The 18397-nt window shown below is 37.3% G+C and carries 16 protein-coding genes and 1 riboswitch; of the genes, 8 read left to right on the forward strand and 8 right to left on the reverse strand.

Annotated elements, in window-relative coordinates; translation table 11 throughout:
* The first annotated feature begins 798 nt into the window (after positions 1 to 798).
* The 3 genes from ACIQ1H_RS14365 to nhaC all read left to right on the forward strand — a co-directional run bounded on the left by ACIQ1H_RS14365 (position 799) and on the right by nhaC (position 4029).
* Positions 799 to 942, forward strand: a complete 144-nt coding sequence (locus ACIQ1H_RS14365; protein WP_173478765.1) for a hypothetical protein — start codon at positions 799 to 801, stop codon at positions 940 to 942.
* 244 nt (positions 943 to 1186) lie between these two features.
* Positions 1187 to 2302 (forward strand): amidohydrolase, encoded by a 1116-nt coding sequence (locus ACIQ1H_RS14370; protein WP_402889651.1) that lies wholly within the window; start codon positions 1187 to 1189, stop codon positions 2300 to 2302.
* A 278-nt stretch (positions 2303 to 2580) separates the two neighbouring features.
* On the forward strand, positions 2581 to 4029 hold the full coding sequence (gene nhaC, locus ACIQ1H_RS14375) for a Na+/H+ antiporter NhaC (protein WP_402889653.1): 1449 nt from the start codon (positions 2581 to 2583) through the stop codon (positions 4027 to 4029).
* Positions 4030 to 4204: 175 nt separating this feature from the next.
* Here the strand turns inward: nhaC and ACIQ1H_RS14380 are convergent, their stop codons facing one another.
* Positions 4205 to 5449: a hypothetical protein gene (locus ACIQ1H_RS14380; RefSeq protein WP_402889655.1), complete on the reverse strand. Its 1245-nt coding sequence runs from the start codon at positions 5447 to 5449 to the stop codon at positions 4205 to 4207.
* A 77-nt stretch (positions 5450 to 5526) separates the two neighbouring features.
* On the opposite strand from ACIQ1H_RS14380, the gene ACIQ1H_RS14385 reads away from it, so the two are divergent.
* Positions 5527 to 6639 (forward strand): mandelate racemase/muconate lactonizing enzyme family protein, encoded by a 1113-nt coding sequence (locus ACIQ1H_RS14385; RefSeq protein WP_402889657.1) that lies wholly within the window; start codon positions 5527 to 5529, stop codon positions 6637 to 6639.
* Between the two features lie 12 nt (positions 6640 to 6651).
* Entirely contained in the window at positions 6652 to 7332 is a 681-nt protein-coding gene (locus ACIQ1H_RS14390; RefSeq protein ID WP_402889659.1) for a GNAT family N-acetyltransferase, read from the forward strand.
* A gap of 65 nt (positions 7333 to 7397) precedes the next feature.
* Here ACIQ1H_RS14390 and ACIQ1H_RS14395 read toward each other — a convergent pair whose 3' ends face one another.
* Positions 7398 to 8108: a Fe-S oxidoreductase gene (locus ACIQ1H_RS14395; protein WP_402889661.1), complete on the reverse strand. Its 711-nt coding sequence runs from the start codon at positions 8106 to 8108 to the stop codon at positions 7398 to 7400.
* A gap of 117 nt (positions 8109 to 8225) precedes the next feature.
* Between ACIQ1H_RS14395 and ACIQ1H_RS14400 the strand changes: the two genes are divergently transcribed.
* Positions 8226 to 8657, forward strand: a complete 432-nt coding sequence (locus ACIQ1H_RS14400; RefSeq protein ID WP_173478759.1) for a DUF4395 domain-containing protein — start codon at positions 8226 to 8228, stop codon at positions 8655 to 8657.
* Positions 8658 to 8910: 253 nt separating this feature from the next.
* Here the strand turns inward: ACIQ1H_RS14400 and ACIQ1H_RS14405 are convergent, their stop codons facing one another.
* The 3 genes from ACIQ1H_RS14405 to ACIQ1H_RS14415 all read right to left on the reverse strand — a co-directional run bounded on the left by ACIQ1H_RS14405 (position 8911) and on the right by ACIQ1H_RS14415 (position 12156).
* Positions 8911 to 9885 (reverse strand): DMT family transporter, encoded by a 975-nt coding sequence (locus ACIQ1H_RS14405; RefSeq protein WP_173478758.1) that lies wholly within the window; start codon positions 9883 to 9885, stop codon positions 8911 to 8913.
* 320 nt (positions 9886 to 10205) lie between these two features.
* Positions 10206 to 11435 (reverse strand): peptidase T, encoded by a 1230-nt coding sequence (pepT, locus tag ACIQ1H_RS14410; RefSeq protein ID WP_402889663.1) that lies wholly within the window; start codon positions 11433 to 11435, stop codon positions 10206 to 10208.
* Positions 11436 to 11505: 70 nt separating this feature from the next.
* Positions 11506 to 12156 carry a lysoplasmalogenase gene (locus tag ACIQ1H_RS14415; protein ID WP_402889665.1) on the reverse strand — a complete coding sequence of 217 codons (651 nt, stop codon included), beginning with the start codon at positions 12154 to 12156 and terminating at the stop codon, positions 11506 to 11508.
* Between the two features lie 191 nt (positions 12157 to 12347).
* On the opposite strand from ACIQ1H_RS14415, the gene ACIQ1H_RS14420 reads away from it, so the two are divergent.
* Entirely contained in the window at positions 12348 to 14027 is a 1680-nt protein-coding gene (locus tag ACIQ1H_RS14420; protein ID WP_173478755.1) for a hypothetical protein, read from the forward strand.
* 47 nt (positions 14028 to 14074) lie between these two features.
* Here ACIQ1H_RS14420 and ACIQ1H_RS14425 read toward each other — a convergent pair whose 3' ends face one another.
* Both ACIQ1H_RS14425 and chrR read right to left on the reverse strand, forming a co-directional pair.
* Positions 14075 to 14500, reverse strand: coding sequence for a hypothetical protein (locus tag ACIQ1H_RS14425; RefSeq protein ID WP_402889667.1), 426 nt, complete (start codon positions 14498 to 14500; stop codon positions 14075 to 14077).
* 201 nt (positions 14501 to 14701) lie between these two features.
* The gene (chrR, locus tag ACIQ1H_RS14430; RefSeq protein ID WP_402889668.1) at positions 14702 to 15433 is read right to left on the reverse strand and encodes a class II chromate reductase ChrR; all 732 of its coding nucleotides are present in this window, start codon (positions 15431 to 15433) and stop codon (positions 14702 to 14704) included.
* 304 nt (positions 15434 to 15737) lie between these two features.
* On the opposite strand from chrR, the gene scpC reads away from it, so the two are divergent.
* Positions 15738 to 17258: a succinyl-CoA:acetate CoA-transferase ScpC gene (gene scpC / locus ACIQ1H_RS14435; protein ID WP_402889670.1), complete on the forward strand. Its 1521-nt coding sequence runs from the start codon at positions 15738 to 15740 to the stop codon at positions 17256 to 17258.
* 165 nt (positions 17259 to 17423) lie between these two features.
* Here the strand turns inward: scpC and ACIQ1H_RS14440 are convergent, their stop codons facing one another.
* Complete coding sequence (locus ACIQ1H_RS14440) at positions 17424 to 18065, reverse strand: glycerol-3-phosphate acyltransferase (RefSeq protein ID WP_173478751.1); 642 nt, start codon at positions 18063 to 18065, stop codon at positions 17424 to 17426.
* A 162-nt stretch (positions 18066 to 18227) separates the two neighbouring features.
* Positions 18228 to 18342, forward strand: a riboswitch (SAM riboswitch).
* The last annotated feature ends 55 nt before the right edge of the window (positions 18343 to 18397 follow it).

The raw sequence follows: 18397 nt of genomic DNA on the forward strand, positions 1-18397 counted from the left end.
GCACAAAACGTAAGACGCAACAGGCGGCGCGACAGCGACGGTTGAGGCTTACGATGTGCCCGCGGAAAGCCCGCGCCGTAGCGGACATTAACGATGCGGCAAAAAGTGTTAGATTGACGGCATTGTTCCGCTATGTAATAAAAACGAAACCTGAATAGGTAAAACCTTTGCAGTGAAAAATTAGAAGTAAATGATGGTAGCGGAGGCGAGTGACTCCTGCGGGAACAGCACAAAACGTAAGACGCAACAGGCGGCGCGACAGCGACGGTTGAGGCTTACGATGTGCCCGCGGAAAGCCCGCGCCGTAGCGGACATTAACGATGCAGCAAAAAGTGTTAGATTGATGGCATTTTTTCGCTAATGTAATAAAAATGAAGACTGAGTGGGCAAAACCTTTGCAGTGAAAAATTAGAAGTGAATGATGGTAGCGGAGGCGAGTGACTCCTGCGGGAACAGCACAAAACGTAAGACGCAACAGGCGGCGCGACAGCGACGGTTGTGGCTTACGATGTGCCCGCGGAAAGCCCGCGCCGTAGCGGACATTAACGATGCAGCAAAAAGTGTTAGATTGATTACGGTCAATCTAACACTTTTTCCTTTTCCTCTATCTATTTTACATTTTAAAAGTGAAATGCCATGATTTTTTGTGGAGTTGCAATAAATTTAACGATTTATTATCTCAAAAAGAGATGGAATTAATATTAATTATGCATAATAAGTATTATTTGTTGATTTTTCATAAAAAGCTAGTATATAATTCTTTTATCAGAAAATTCTATTAATAAAGGAGGTAACAAAATGGAGCACCTTTTCAACTCGAAATTCGAGACGTATTTGATGGATCAAGAGTCAGAACTACAAACTGCTGACCAAAAAATTGAGGAGCAACCAATGCAAATACATTATGAAGAATATCCAGAGGGGTTTTTTACAAGTTTATAAATCAGTTTTTAAAAGGGCTGTGTTAAAAGTGGAATAATGACTTTTAACACAGCCCTTTATCATGGAAAAGAATTGTACAGACACAATTTTTAGAAGTTTACATAAAATAGGAAGAAGGATTTAAACATTTTCATATTATTAAGTTATATGATATTTAAATGAATATAGTACTAATTTCATATATACTTTTCTAAAAAGCTTTCATGTATAATGGGGGAGAAAAAAGGTATATCGAGGTGTAGTTATGACGAGTGCAGCAATGTTAGAAGAAACAATGTATCAATGGTTTGAACATTTTCATAATTATCCAGAAGTAAGCTGGAAGGAGTATGAAACAACTAAGAAAATTGCATCTATATTAGATGATTTAAATGTTTCTTACCGTTTGTTAGGTGATGTACCAGGACTGATTGCAGAAATTGGTACAGGCGATGAGATTGTTGCAGTACGTGCAGATATTGACGCACTATGGCAAGAGGTAGATGGTAAATGGCAAGCAAACCATTCATGTGGTCATGATGCCAATATTACAATGGTATTAGGTGCATTATTGTTACTAAAAGACAGACCGTTACAACATCGTGTACGATTTATTTTCCAACCTGCTGAGGAAGTAGGGAATGGTGCTTGTGCAACATTTGATCGTGGCGCTGTAGATGGTGTTTCACATTTATTTGGTGTCCATTTAAGACCGATTGAAGAGCTCCCTTTAGGTAAGGTTTCACCTGCAATTCATCATGGTGCAGCGTATTTTTTAGATGGTACTATTCATGGCACTGATGCACATGGTGCAAGACCACACCAAGGGAAAAATGCGATTGATGTTATTATGGCTATTCAATTAATGCTAAATAGCATCCATTTGTCTCCGTTCGAGCCGCATTCTGCAAAATTAACAAAAATTATTGCAGATGGTGGTAGCACGAATATTATCCCAGGTACTGCTAGCTTTGCAATGGATATTCGTGCCCAGCATAATGATCAGCTTGAGTTGCTTCGAAACCGTATTGAAGCTGGTTTGACATCAGTTCAGCAGCAATTTGACATTGAACTGAAATGGAAATGGCTCGATTTTACACCTGGTGCAGAAGTTTCTCCTATAGCTGCTCGTATGGCTAAAAATGCTATAGTAGAAACACTTGGCGAGCAATTTTTAGCAGAGGAAATTACAACACCTGGTAGTGACGATTTTCATTTTTATACAGTTAAAAAACCAGAGCTTAAAGCGACGATGATAGGAATTGGTGCAAATTTAGTTCCAGGGTTACATCATCCGAAAATGACTTTTGAACGAAGTGCGTTAATCGATGCATCGAAAGTACTTGCGTGTGTATTAGAAAAAAAGCCAGAACATAAATAAATTATTTTGAAAAAGGTTTTATCCAATGATTTACTTTGGATAGAGCCTTTTTTAGTTGCCTTATTTCGAAGAAATGCATAAAGATACGCCGTTTTGAATGGTTTTTAAAAGCTATTTGGAAGCGTTTTTTTTCCCTTTAACAGTCATAATTGCTATAGAAGCATAAAATTTTTGCGTTGACTTTATATTTTTTGAATATTAAGCTAAAAATCGTAAAAATATATTTGCGCCTGTGAGATAGCAAATTGTAATGGGGTGCAAAAAAAGGGGATGGGACAATGAAAAAGGAAATTAGTGCTAAATGGGCACTTCTAACTTTCGCAATAATGATTACTACAATGCTTGTTACAGTAGTTGTGTTAGAGCAGAGTCCTCACGTGCCATTAATTGTTGGAACAATTGTAGCAGCGATTGTTGCCAAAATGCATGGCTTTAAGTGGATGGAAATCGAAGAAATGATGTATAAAGGTATTCGCCTAGCTCTTCCAGCCATTGTCATTATCATTTTAGTCGGTTTGACAATAGGAGCATGGATTGGTGGTGGAGTTGTTGCCACAATGATTTTCTACGGATTAAAATTAATTTCTCCAGCCTGGTTTTTAGTAACGATTTTGCTATTATGTTCAATCGTGTCGCTAGCGATTGGTAGCTCATGGTCCACAATGGCAACAATCGGTGTTGCAGGTATGGGAATCGGTTTAAGTATGGGTATTCCTGCACCGATGATTGCAGGAGCAGTTATTTCAGGTTCTTATTTTGGTGATAAAATGTCACCATTATCTGATACTACAAATCTAGCAGCAGGTCTAACGAATACAGACTTGTTTGATCATATAAAACATATGCTTTATACGACAATTCCTGCATTAATCATTACACTTGTTGCATTTGGTTTAATGGGAAGACGTTTCGCTGATGTATCAATGGATTCCGAAAAAATTATGACAACGCTTGATGTTATGGAAAAAAGCTTTGTAATTTCTCCATGGCTATTACTTGTCCCAGTTGGCGTTATTGTCATGGTGGCAAAAAAGGTTCCGGCAATTCCCGCATTAGTTATTGGTATTATTTCAGGTTTCTTATTACAGATTTTTGTACAAGGTGGAACACCAACTATGGCTGTCCATGCATTACAAGAAGGGTTTGTGATTTCTACTGGCAATGAAATGGTAGACGAGCTCTTTAATCGTGGTGGCTTAGATTCAATGATGTATACGGTTTCAATGACAATTGTTGCCATGACATTTGGTGGGGTTTTAGAATATTCGGGCATGTTAAAGGCGCTTATGGATGTTGTTGTTAGGTTTGCTAAATCTACAGGTAGCCTTATCGCATCAACAATTGCTGCATGTATTACGACAAATGCAACATGTTCTGAGCAGTACATATCAATTGTTGTACCTTCTCGAATGTTTGCTGACGTTTATCAAAAACGAGGCTTGCATTCAAAAAATTTATCGCGTGCTCTAGAGGACGGAGGAACATTAACATCCGTATTCTTCCCTTGGAACACTTGTGGTGTATTTATATTAGCGACATTGGGTGTAAGCGCTATGGAATACGCACCTTATGCAATTCTTAACTTTGCTGTGCCAATTATTTCAATCATTTATGGTTACATCGGTTTTGCCATAATAAAAATGACACCAGAAGAGATTGAAGAAGCAAAGCAACGGAAAAAGGAAGCGCAAGAACAAGAGATGAATAATATGGTTGTGGCAGACTAACACAAAGGATTCTTACGTAAGTAGGAAAAGTTCTCTGTACATCTAAAACAAGACAAGCCCCATCACATAGATTGCTATTGAAAAGTGAAGAGACGCTCGGCGCATGTTTGATGCGGTCGGATAGAGTTCTTCGCTTGCCAGTGTAGAGCGCTATGTGGGGGCTTGTCATTATTTATTAGTAGGTTGCAAAGTCCAATTCATAAATTGTACGGGGTCGACCTTGTTGGTGGGTCATTTCTTCGCCAACAACTTTAGCATAGCCATGATCAACTAATTTTTTAATAATACGTTCCGTAGTACGACGCGTAACTTGTAAGTATTCTGAGAGATTTTGCGCTGTAAATTGTGATGCTTGTCGTTCAATACTAAATTGCATAATTTTAGATATGTTTAATGGGCTTAAGCTTGTCTGTTTAGCCATTTGTAAAACAAAAGGATCCTTTGTTTTTAAAGAAAGTTTGCTTTCTGATTTCGGAAATGGGCCAGATAAATTTTTATGTTCATCCAATATATAAATTTCATAAGGTTTGGCAAACTTTAATGCGTGTGTAGCATTTTCGGCTGCCTCAAATATTGAATGTCCATAGCCAAAAGCAAGCCTAAAGGGCACATCTATATGTTGTATAAGTTGCTGTAAATTTTCCTTTTCGAGTGCGTTTTGTAAATGACCCGCTGTTGTATAAAGCTCAAAATAGTTAGAGCTAATTTGCTTATAGGTTGAATGTGTCGTTGTAGTTATTTGCTGTAAAATATCTTCGCAAGGACTAGTTTCAGGAATATCTAAAAATCCAACGGCTGCCTTTGCATATTCGGATTTAGTAAGAATTGATTGTGCTTTCGTTTCTTCTAGACATTGAATAATAGAACTCGTTGCATCGAGCATCCGCATAGCAGGAATTTTTCGTAGCTGCAATTCATCAAATACTTTGTGAATGCTTGTAATAATATAATCAATTTGTTTGGTCTCCCATAGGGCGATATGCTTTTGCAAAACATCATCAGCTGTTTCTGTAATTGAAATAGAATGAACATATGGTTTTATACCAGTATATTCTATCTCCGTTAGAACATTATCGACAAATATAGGGTGCATGACATCGATAGATAATCTTTGTAAAGGAATTGCTTGGTTCGCTATCAGTGATAATAAAGTCGTAGAAATTGTCATTTCATCCTGCTTTAAATAATTCCAGGGAATCGGAAATGACGCTAAAGATGTTTGCGCATGTAAATACGGCAATGTTCCACCAAATAATAGCGCATCACATGGCTTAATTTGTTTTAACAAAGACGGTGCATCAGAAGGCTGGTTATAAAGATAAAATTCTAATTGAATATTCTCTATGTTTTGTGCGATACTAAGTATACGATTCTGAAAAGCTTTCGAACATATAATTGCTATTTTAGTAGACAAAGGCATCTGTCCTTTTCTATTATTTTTTAAATAATTAGCGACGTATTAACGACAACTATAAATTATATAGGAGTATGATAAAAATGAAAATCCAACAAGTCGAAATTTTTGCGATTCAATTACCGCTTATTGATCCTTTTATTATTAGCTATGCTACATATGATACAATGCCTTCTATTATTTTGAAAATCACAACTGATACTGGCATTGTAGGATATGGAGAAGCAGTACCCGATGAACATGTTACAGGCGAGTCATGGGAAAGCACGTATGCACTATTAAAAAACCAACTTGTACCTGCCATTATCGGAGAAAATCCAATGGCTTTTGAAAAGCTTCACGATAAAATGAATCATATCGTAAAGGATGTACCAGCTGCCAAAGCCGCAATTGATATTGCATGCTTTGATATAGCTGGTAAATCATTACAGGTACCTGTATATCAGCTACTTGGCGGTCGCTATCATGAGAAATTCCCAATTACCCATGTATTGAGTATCGGAACACCTGAAGAAATGGCAAATGAAGCAGCGAAACGCGTGGAAATGGGCTACCAATCATTTAAGATGAAGGTGGGCACTGAAGTTAGACGTGATGTTGCGCGCATAAAAGCAGTGCGTGAGCGCGTAGGTGAGGATATTGCGATACGTGTTGATGTAAACCAAGGATGGGGAAATGCTTCTACAACTTTACAAGGTTTACGTGCATTAAAGGATTTAAATATCGATTGGTTAGAACAGCCTGTTGATAGTGAAGATATTGATGGAATGGTCGAAATTAAATCAAAATCAGATGTACCATTAATGATTGATGAGGGACTTCGTGGAGTACGTGAAATGCGTGAAATCATTCTGAAGCGCGCTGCAGACAAAGTGAATATTAAGTTAATGAAATGCGGTGGAATTTACCCTGCTATGAAATTAGCTGTAATGGCAGAAATGGCAGGTATTGAATGTCAAATTGGTTCAATGGTTGAGTCTTCTGTTGGTTCTGCCGCTGGTTTCCATGTAGCATTTTCTAAAAAAATTATGACAAGTGTCGAGTTAACAGGTCCACTTAAATTCTCGAAGGACATCGGCAATTTATACTATGATGTTCCGTTCATTTGCTTAACAGAAAAACCAGGCTTAGGTGTAGATGTAGATGAAGAAATCCTAAAGGAACTATGTAAATTTTCAACAACGGTAACAGCTTAAGGGGGCTTCGACATGGAAAGAATTTATGAAGGAATACTCGGAGAAACGCCTTTTTATGTTACGAAATTACAGATGCAGCATTTACTAGCGATAGAAACATTACAGCAAGAGGTATATGCAGCATTGCCCGACCAAAGTATTTTACAGCCATTAACTACAGAAGAATTTGAATTCATCTTACAGGGAAATGGTTTAATGATTGGGGCATACGTTGATAAAGCGTTGATTGGTTTTCGTGCATTACTGAATCCACCTATTGATAACGAGCACCTTGGATATGATTGCGGTATTGCGGAGGACCAATTCCATCGCGTGCTATATCAAGAGATATCCAATGTTTCGCCACACTATCGGGGCTACGGACTACAAAAAACGTTAGCAACAATTGTGATGAATGAAATTGATGTAGATAGCTATGACTATGTTTGCTCTACGGTTAAACCGTTTAATATACCAAGCTTAAAGGATAAATTTTCTCAGGGACTAGTAATTAAGGGCTTGAAGATTAAGTATGTTGATAAATTGCGTTATATTTTTTATAAAAATTTACAACAAGAGCAGCCAGTATATACTGAAAAAAAAGCTGTTTTAATGCGCGATACAACCTTACAGCAACAACTTTTAAAAGAGGGCTATACGGGAACGGCCATGTATGAAGAGCAAAATGATTGGTTCGTAGTCTTTGAAAGATAAACCGAATGTTAACTTAAAAAGTAAGCCTTACTTTTTCACATGAATGTGAGAAGTAAGGCTTTTTGTTATTTCTTTAGTGGACAAAAGCCGCATGCAAGTAGGCCGGGAATATCCTTTGAAAAGCAACATGATTTACGGACAGGCACATTCACTAAATTAGTAGGGCTCTGACCGCCAGTATATTCTGCCCACCACGATTTTTGTGAAAAGCGAGCCCATGTTTTTGGGTTTTCTAAAATCTCGATATCCTCCATTGCCTGATCAGCCAAGCCTGGATTAGACAACAGTATATGGTAATGCCAAAGAAGGTAGCCAAAGAAATTTTCCCAAATTGTTAATGGTGAAATTGATGTTACTTTACGCAGTTGCTGAACGATAACATGCCCGTCATATAAAATTTTTTCAATAACAGCTTGTCGCTCTTCTTCATCCACATAACGCCAATCGTTAGGATTAACGAACATTGCGACAGTAAAGCTATTGAATTCTTTAGCTGCATCAAAGCGAATTTCAATTGGTTTTCCATCCCATACTTCATCGTAGGCAGCAAGCATATAAAGCTGCATAGCGAAAAACATCCCATAGCGACGTGCAAAATGGGAAATAGCTGCTGTTTCTGTTGCAGCATCTGTAATGCCCATCATTAGATTTAAAAAATCAGGATGGTAAAAGTCTTTATGTATATCAGCCAATGTAAATAACGTTCGTTTTGGCTCCGTTGTATAAATACTGTAGGAATTCAGTTGTCTGACTTGATCCATCGTTAAAGCGGGCATTGTCATCACCTTTTCTTTTCAATCATTAACCTCAATTATAAGTTATTCATTTTTACTTCACAAATGGTATGCAGTATAGTAAAATACATTAAACATATCTGAAAGGTAGGTTTTTATATGGCATTGCCAACTGCAATTCCAAGACCGCTCGTACGACTCAATCAGTGGACGATATTATTAAGTGTTATACTGACGTGGGTAACAGGGGTTGAATGGATATTAGCGATTCCTTTAAGTGCAAATTTACTCGGTGTTTTGTGTAATTTTAATCCCATCATTCGTTTTGGAAAGCTATTTTTGAAAAAAGCACCTGCTGCGTATATCCCAGAGGACGCACAGCAGCAAAAGTTTAATTCAAGTATTGCAAGCATATGTTTAGCTGGTGGTCTTGTCGCTTTTATGTTTAATTGGCAAGCAGTAGGCTATGTCTTTACAACGATGGTAGCGATTGCTTCATCAGTTGCAATTGCAGGGTTTTGTATTGGTTGCTTTTTGCATTTTCAGCTAAAGCAATGGCAATATCGACGTTCACTTAAGAAAGCCATGTAATCATTAAAAAAAGTTTTAAGATAGTAGTTGACAATTTAACTGATAATGATTATCATTATCATTGTAAAGATTATTCCTTCTCTGCAAAACAAGTGTAGAGAGGATGAACTTTAGCTACTTTTCTCCAGAAGTTTGCTAGTTCATAAAGCGCTCCTAAAACCCCCCTCATTTTTTGGGAACGTAAAATCTCTAGACGGCTTATTCATAACGGAATGAGCCGTCATTTTTATGTGTAAAAGTTGATTAGCCTATGTTAGGTTGACTGCTCAGAAGGGGTAGATTGTTGGGAAACACTTTTCTTTCCAAGCACCATCGTATAGTAGCTGTGCAGCAACATGCCAACAATAATAATACCAAGTCCAGCGAGCGCAATAGGCTCTGGAAACGCAATTCCGAGTAGTAACGCCTCTCCAATAATGACAAATAGTATTTCAGTCGATTGTGTCGCTTCAACAGCGGCTAATTTGCCTTGATGTTCACGAACACGATCAGTGGCAATAAAAAATAGAATCGTTGCAATAACGCCAGAGCTAATCCCAACTAGTAGCGATTGAAGCACTTGGCTTAATGAAGGCAGTCCAACTGTTAAAATGGCGTAAATGGCCATTACAATCCATGCAGGCATTGAAGCAACTGTCATGCCAAGCACTCGCTGAAATGTATCCACACGTCCTCCGCATACTTCCATCATTTTACGATTACCGAGAGGGTAAGCAAATGCAGCAACAACGACAGGTAAAATGCCTAACAAAAGATTTTTTGTTGGAACAGATTGTGCTTGTGGTACTTGAATTAATAAAATTCCTACTAAAATAACACAGGAAATAAGTAAAGATATTAACGGGATTTTTTGTCGTACTGTTTTTCCAGCAATTACTGTGATAAAGAAGGGGGCGAGTAGAACACCCGCAACAATTGTAAATTGCCATGTTCCAGAAACGAGCCACCCTGGACCGAACGCAGCTGCAAAGGTAATTGGTGCATAAAATAGCACGAAGCCAACGAAGCTCCACAGTAGCCATGCTACAGGTCTACTTTTCATTTCATTTGTTAGTTGCGAAAAGCCTTTACGATAAAAGACGATAGCTAGTAAAAAGGGCAACATGAAAAAGTAACGAAGTGATGCACTCCAGAGCCAACTGCCTCCTTGCATTTCCATCGAGTGATTTAAAATAAATGTCACTGCAAAAAATAGTGAAGCTAAAATGCCTAATGCAATTTCTTTCAAAATTCATCATCCTAACTTTTATGTAATTTGAAAATTCAGTTATTATTATCGAGAAATTAACAAGGAGTCATCTTTAACTTGCTTCAGCAGACTTCACATATTTTTGCGCGGACATTAAAAATATCTGGACGTAGTAAGCCGAGGTGTAATAAATGATGAAAAAATCCGCGTTGACTCCTAATAAAAAGTAAACGCACGGGCCTAGTTGCTTTACTAGTCGTACCTTACCCATCGGGAGCGAAGCGGATTTTAGTATCTTGAAGACTTTTTAAAGAGTCCTCGCTTTCAATTGTTTCTTATCGCTCGAATGTAAAAATGACTTATTTGCCTTGTTGTTCAAATAATTGCACGATTTCAATAATAACTTGAGTAGCTTTTTCCATTGTTTCGGCAGATACATATTCGTATTTACCATGCATGTTCTCGCCACCTGCAAAAATATTTGGCGTTGGTAAGCCCATATAGGAAAGTTGAGAGCCATCAGTACCACCACGAATCGGTAATGTATTCGGTGTAATATCTAATTTTTCCATTGCTTGACGTGCAATGTCAACAATTTCTTTTACAGGTTCAATTTTTTCACCCATGTTATAGTATTGGTCCTCAATAGAAATTGTCAGTGCATCCTTCCCAAACTGAGCTTGTATTTTGGCAGCAGCATCACGCATTAATTGCTTTTTCGCTTCAAATTTATGACGATCATGGTCACGTACAATATAAGAAAGCTCTGTATGTTCAATAGCGCCTTTAAAGCCCATTAAATGGATAAATCCTTCATAGCCTTCTGTTTTTTCAGGTACTGCATCTGTAGGCATTTCATTTTGGAAGGCAATAGCCATCGTGATAGAGTTGACCATTTTATTTTTTGCTGAGCCTGGGTGTACGCTTGTTCCTTTTGTTATCACTTTAACACCCGCAGCATTAAAGCTTTCGTATTGTAGCTCGCCTAGTGGTCCGCCATCCATTGTATAGGCGTAATCAGCTCCGAATGCAGCAACATCAAATTTATGAGGTCCACGACCAATTTCCTCATCAGGAGTGAACGCTACACGTAATTTCCCGTGCTTAATTGAAGGATTATTTATTAAGTATTCCATAGCAGTCATAATTTCAGCAATGCCCGCTTTATCGTCCGCACCTAAAAGTGTCGTACCATCTGTTGTAATTAACGTTTGCCCAATGTAGTTTTTTAGCTCAGGGAATTCAGAGGGAGACATGATTAAATTCTCGTTTAATTGAATGTCACCGCCATCGTAATTGTCAATTCGTTGTGGTTGTACATTTTTACCAGTGTAGTCTGTTGCTGTATCCACATGCGCTAAAAAGCCGATTGTTGGTACTTCTTTATCTGTATTCGCTTCAAGTGTTGCAAATAAATAGCCATTGTCATCTAATGTAATGTCTGTTAAGCCAATTGCGGCAAGCTCATCCTTCAATACATGCAATAAGTCAAATTGCTTTTGAGTGGAAGGAGTTGTTTCACTTGTGAAGTCTGATTGTGTATCGATTTTTGCGTAGCGAATTAATCGCTCGATTACTTGTTCTTTCATAGAATATATGGCCTCCTTTGTAGGTGTCTGGCACTCAAACAATTCAGAATTGTTTGAGTGCCAGGCACTTTCATTGTACCACTTTACTTCGGATTTCGGAATATTGAAGGATACTCAATGCAATAAGTATTTGAGCACTATAATATGTCATCATAATAACCTCATGTGAAAAAGGTAAGGGCAAAACAAATTTATTTATCGCTAAATAGGAATCTGATGCGATAAATAATATTGCACCGATAATAGCGAAAGCGGAACCAGTTCGAATGGCAGTCCAGCCCATTGTTAAAATAATTGAAATATACGCTAACACTGCAAAAGTAAGAACTGTTTCACCAGACTTAAAGACTGTAGTGGCAATCCAGCTTGCCATCGCTACTCCATATAGAAGTAATACAACCTTTGCCCAAGTTGGCACAGGTTGTTCATTAGTACTTGAAAAGGCAAAAATATAAAAAATATGGCCAATTAAGAAGCTTGTAAGACCAATAAGAAACCATTGTAATGTGTAGTCACCTACCATACAAAATATTAGCCCAATAACTATTAATAGTTGATATTTTTTTATAGATTTTGTTTTCTGGGTTGCAGCCATTACTATAATCAAAATCATAGGGATAACTTTGAATAGTAGTTTCAAACTTTGGTCAATATGAGAAAAGAAAAAAATGTAATAAAGACCAAAAAGTACGGTAAACGTTAACAAAATTTTTCTAGCCAAATTTTTCAGCTCCTTTACATTACAATTCTTTATCGTTGTTTAAATTTCCTTTTTCCAGCAAAAGCTCTTTATACCTTGTAATGTTCTGCTATTAAGAGGGAGGGAGTCCGTTCAACTTCAATTTATGTTTGAAACTTTTTTAATATGTAACCGTAAATAAGTAGACAGTAAGTGAGGAGAGGGTGAACGATATGACGAAGTTATTAATAGCTTCTGCAGTCATTGCATTAATTGCGAGTGTACTATTAACACCGCTAATAACGAAGAAGCGTGAAGATGGGGAATCGAAAAAAGTAGTCGGTTACTTTTTTATTGGTGTCTTTGTTATAGGATTTATAGCGTCGGGTATTACGCTATATGTTACAAAAATTGACGTGAACTGGCTTGTCTTCTGGCCAGTAATTATACTACTAACTTTAGGTGGAGCATTTCTTGCAAGTGGTATTGAGAGAAAGATTAAAGGTGTTTTGTTTTTAGCGAGCTTAGTTGTAGGGGTTTATGTATTGTCCGCTCCACTGTGGAACGCAAATGATAAATTCAAATCAGCGGAAATGAAAGAAGAGGTGGAGATTAAGCCGTTTGATGAGACGCAAACACCAGCGAGTGTCCCGCCTAAATTTGTCCGAAATAAAATGAAAAAAGCATTTGGGCAAGTTCCAAATACAAGTTATTATGAGCTAGGACGATTACAAATTCAAAAGGTGAATGGTGAGTACGTTTATATCGCACCAGTTGAATTTTCAGGTTTCTTTAAATGGATGAACGGTAAGACAACACCAGGTTATTTTACAATGAGTGCCACGGACTCAGCTGATAATCCTAAATTTGTCCCACAGGAAATGAAATATGTTCCTTCTGCTTATTTAAATGCTAATTTAGAGCGTCATATACGCTTGCAACATCCATTCCTTATTTTCTATGGAGATGTTCAGCTAGAAATTGATGATGAGGGTAAACCATACTATATCCGTTCTTATGGGGAATTTATATCTGCACGAAATGGCTTTGATGTACAGGGCATTGTACTTGTAGATGCATTGACAGGTAAATCTGAGCTTGTAAAATTGGATGATGTTCCTGCATTTATAGATGGTGCTGTTTCACCTGAGACAGTAAGTTTACAAAATAGCTATTATGGAAAATACGTTCATGGTTACTGGAACAGTATGTTTGGTAAGAAGGATGTTAAGCTACCTTCAGACGAAGGCACTGAGTCCAATGTCAGCCCGATATTTGATGAGGCAGGCGATATGTATTATTTCACTGACTTCACAAGTCCAAAAGAGGGCGTCGATTCAATGCTCGGATACTCATTAACGAATGCTCGAACTGGGGAAGCGACATATTATACAGGAAATCAGAATGAATCTTATATGGATTCACAAGGGAATTTGCAAATTATTGAAAAGAAATTTATAGAGAAAAAGTGGGCAGGAGAAATGCCTGTATTGTATAACTTTTATGGTGAGGCAAGTTGGTTAACTGCAGTGCTGGATGCGAATGGCTTCTTACAAAATTATTTCATCGTGTCTGCAGCAAATCCTGAAATTTCAGCCTATGCAACTACACCGAAAGAAGCGTTGAAATTATATAAAACTGCACTTAGCCGCGGTGGAAGTACGGTTGATGGTAGTTCTAATGCAGAAGAGAAAAATGCAAGTGGAACAGTACTACGCGTTTATAAAGAACGACTTGGTGACTTTACTATCGTATCGTTTTTACTGAGTAATGGTGAGAACTATTTAGTAAGTGCAGAAACGGAACCCCTTGCAATTTATTTACAAGAAGGTGACGAAGTAGTAATAACTTATGGCGATACAGGAGAGCAATTTTTACCAGTGCGCTCTTTAATGATTAAAGGTATTCAATAAACAAAAGACGATCAGCACAATGAATTTTGTTGTCTTGATCGTCTTTTTTATATAGTTTGATTCTCAATGTAGCGTAGCAGCTTTTCTTTATGATTGGAAAAGAGTGTTGCGGCGTGATCGTTTAAAGCGAAAATCTCTTGAATATAGCCTTGTAACAAATTACTTTCATACTCCAAAGAATGAGCTTTTTCATTTGCTATAATATGCTCCAATAAAAGTGCATGCAGTACAACCACTTCTAAGTTTTGAGTATTTGTCACAAATTTTAAATTTAAAATGGATGTATAGGAAACAAATTGATCGACATATGCAACGGCATCTTTGTAGTGAGTGAGATCGATATGTTGTTCAAGTCGCTTTCTTAAAAGTAAGCACTCATTATTTAAGTCTTGAATTTTTAAAAATAAACCTCTTACGCTCCTCTTATGTTGTTGTTCTAGGGTACGGGCAAGATGCTTATTAACAAAGGACATTTTACATAACTCCTTTCGAGATAGGGTCCTTCTAATAGTATTAATGGAAATGTTGGAAAAGGGAAGAGTCTTTTCGTTTAATTTATACCTAAAATTAACATACCCATCAAGACAAATATACTAGATTGGCAATAAAAAAAGGGCGAAATTATGAAAAAAGTGGAGTTATTATCAGACGATAGTAACCCCACTTTAGTAATGCTATTTCCAATTAAATCCTTTTTGTGCTAAGAAGCTATTGATGTGTGGACGACGCTGTTCTACTAAAAAATCAGCCATTTGCTTTGTCCAATTGTCAATTTTACGATTTGAGGAGCGACTATTGTAATATGCTTCCATAGTTTCATTGTAAGCAGGTAACAGTTCCTCATATTTTGCTGTATCATATCCATTTTCATGGAGTATAGCAGCAACTGGTAAACGAGGCTTCACCTCATTGCGTCGAGCTGGAACGCCAATTGTTAAACCGAACAATGGGAAGACATAATCAGGTAGATTAAATAATTCACTTATTTCTTCTGGCTTATTACGTACACCGCCTATATAACAAATACCATATCCCATAGATTCAGCTGCAATAACAAAATTTTGCGCAAATAATGCGACATCTGCGACACCTACTAGAACGTTTTCAGCCGAATCTGCAACGATATCAACGCCCTCTAATTTGCCAGCCATTTGTAGTCGTTTAAAGTCTACACAAAATACAAAAGCACCACCAGAGGTTTCGTATTGACGTGGATTTCCTGAAAGTAAACCTAGTTTTTCTTTTTTCTCCTCGTCTGTAACCCAAATTACGCTATATGCTTGTACAAAGTGAGAAGTTGCTGCCATCTGGGCAGTAGCAATTAAATCTTCAACGATTTCCTTAGATATAGGATTTCCATCATAAATACGAACCGAAGAGTGGTTACGTAATAATTCTTTAACCATCTAAAAAGTCCCCTTTTCCCAATTATATATACCAAGAGCATATCATGATTTTTGACTAAAATCGAATCAAATCCAATATGGAGTAACTATTAAAATAAAACTATTTTCAAATAATTAAGACAAATTATAAATACGCTCGTTAAGTAAAATATTTTGTTAGATATAGCTTAAATGTTCTGAATAGTGTAAAATTATGTATGACGACAGGTTATTTATCTCCTGTTTTTTTACATTGGTTGGGTGTATCGATGTAAAGGAAAATAATCGAGTTGAAGTAAATATATGTGGGATGGAGGAATAAGGAATGGATGAAAAGTTAGCAAAAAAGCTTCGTAATGAACAATTACGAAACAAAGTTGTAACAGCAGAAGAAGCAGCATCTTGGATTAAGGATGGCATGGTACTTGGCATGAGTGGATTTACACGTGCAGGTGACGTAAAAGTGGTACCGCTTGCACTTGTTGAGAAAGCAAAAACAGAAAGTTTCAAGGTGGATGTATATACAGGTGCATCACTTGGACCAGAAGTTGACCAATACTTAGCAGAAGCGGGTGTTATTCGCAAGCGTGGACCTTTCCAAGGAGACGCAGGCATTCGAAACATGATTAATAGTGGAGAAGTGACGTATGTTGATGCCCACCTATCACACAATGCTGAATTAGTACGTCAGGGCATCATTGGTCCTATAGACTTTGCTATTATTGAAGCTGCTGCTATTACAGAAGATGGCTTATTAATTCCTACAACTTCAGTTGGTAACTCTCCGATTTTCGTACAAGAAGCAGATCAAATTATCATCGAGCTGAACGTAGCACAGCTGGATGCATTAGAAGGTGTGCATGATATTTTTGTACCTGGACCACAAGGAAAACGTGATCCTATTCCAATGCTAAATGTGTCAGATCGTCTTGGTACAATAGGGATTCCACTAAATTTAGATAAAGTTAAAGGTATTGTTATTTCAGATATTTTAGATGCGCCATCAATGATTGTTCCTGCTGATGAAGAAACCGATATTATGGCAAATCATCTACTGAATTTCTTAAGAGAAGAAATAAAAGTAGGTCGTTTAACAACAAGTTTACGTCCACTACAATCAGGTGTAGGTTCAGTGGCGAATGCTGTTTTATTGGGTTTCAAAGATTCCGAGTTTGAAAATTTAGAAGTTTATTCGGAAGTACTACAGGATGCAGTGTTTGAATTAATGGATGCTGGAAAAGTAAGCTTTGCATCTGCTACTTCTATTACCCTATCTGAGAAAGTAGGAAACCAGGTTTACGGGAATTTTGAAAAATATGCAGATAAATTAGTATTACGACCACAGGAAATTTCTAATCACCCAGAAATTATCCGTCGACTCGGCTTAATATCTGTAAATACAGCGCTTGAATTGGATATTTACGGTAATGTGAATTCGACTCATGTTTCTGGTACAAAGATGATGAATGGTATTGGAGGCTCTGGTGATTTTGCTCGTAATGCACGATTAGGTATTTTCGTAACAAAATCGTATGCAAAAGGCGGGAAAATTTCTAGTATCGTTCCTATGGTTTCACATGTAGATCATACAGAACATGATGTAGATATTATTGTAACAGAGCAAGGTGTTGCAGACTTACGAGGTTTAGCACCTAAAGAGCGTGTTGGCCTAATCATTGAAAACTGTGCGCATCCTGATTATAAAGAGCAATTATGGGCGTACTTTAATGACGCTAATGAAGCAACAGGTGGTCACCATACACCGCATGATTTAGAAAAAGCACTTTCTTGGCATGTGAATTTAGCAAAGAATGGTACAATGCTAGATGCATCATTTGCTAAATAATATATTTTAAAAAAGTGTTAGATTGACTGCCATCAATCTAACACTTTTTTGCTATGCGATTGTTTTCCCTACGATATCATAAGCCGCTACCTCGCTGTTTCACCGCCAGTTACGCCTACGTTTTGTGCTAACGTAGCAGTTATCGCTTAGGCTCAATCACTTGCTTTATGCTGCTTTTTTAAAGGCAGATGTTACTTTCGGTTCCGTTCCGTTGAATAGTCTTTTAATATTTTCGATATGCAAGATGAACGCTATGCATAAAAGGAGAATGGAAATGATCGTTGGGCCGATGCCAGGTATCCATAAATAGGTAGCTGTACAAAATACAATATAAAATTCTAACACACCGACAATTAAATAGTTTGTTGCTAAAGATAAAATCACAAATAAGATAAGTGCACATAATGCAATTTTCCAATCGACGGCAAGTAAAATTCCGATAATGGAGGCAGTTCCTTTGCCACCTTTGAAGCCCATATGGAAAGGGAAGTTATGCCCTAAAATAACACTAGCAGCCATTGTATAGATTAAGAGCCACATTTGTACTTCAGTGAATTGTGATGCATTAGAAGATAAGTAGTAAATAGCACAGAGAATAGCACCAACGCCTTTACCAATATCAATTAGGGCCACTAATATGCCGTATTTCCAGCCAAGAGACAGCGTTGCATTTGAAGCACCTGCATTGCCATGACCAGTCTTTTTTAAATCTACACCTGATAGAAATTGTGCCACTTTAGAGCCGTGAATACAGCCAATGAAATAACCAATTATTATAATAATAAAAAATACCATGGCTTTTTCCATAAAAAATGCTCCTTTCATTTTATATTCTTTATATAGTGTATGTGCTCTTATTACGTAAATTAGCAGACAGAAGTTTCAGAAAAAAATAAATTTTACTGTTGACAGAAAAAAAGTCTATGTTTATACTGTGTAACAACGATGGAAATTGAATCACATACTCTACTCTTATCAAGAGCGGCGGAGGGAATAGGCCCTACGATGCCCGGCAACCAGTGAGTGACGAACTTACTAAGGTGCTAATTCCTACAGATTCTTACTTGGATCTGGCAGATAAGGGGAGGAAAACTTGCAACCGCAACCCTCTTCTTAACTGAAGAGGGTTTTTGTTTTCT

The sequence above is a fragment of the Lysinibacillus sp. NPDC097279 genome, from assembly GCF_044761745.1.
GTDB lineage: Bacteria > Bacillota > Bacilli > Bacillales_A > Planococcaceae > Lysinibacillus.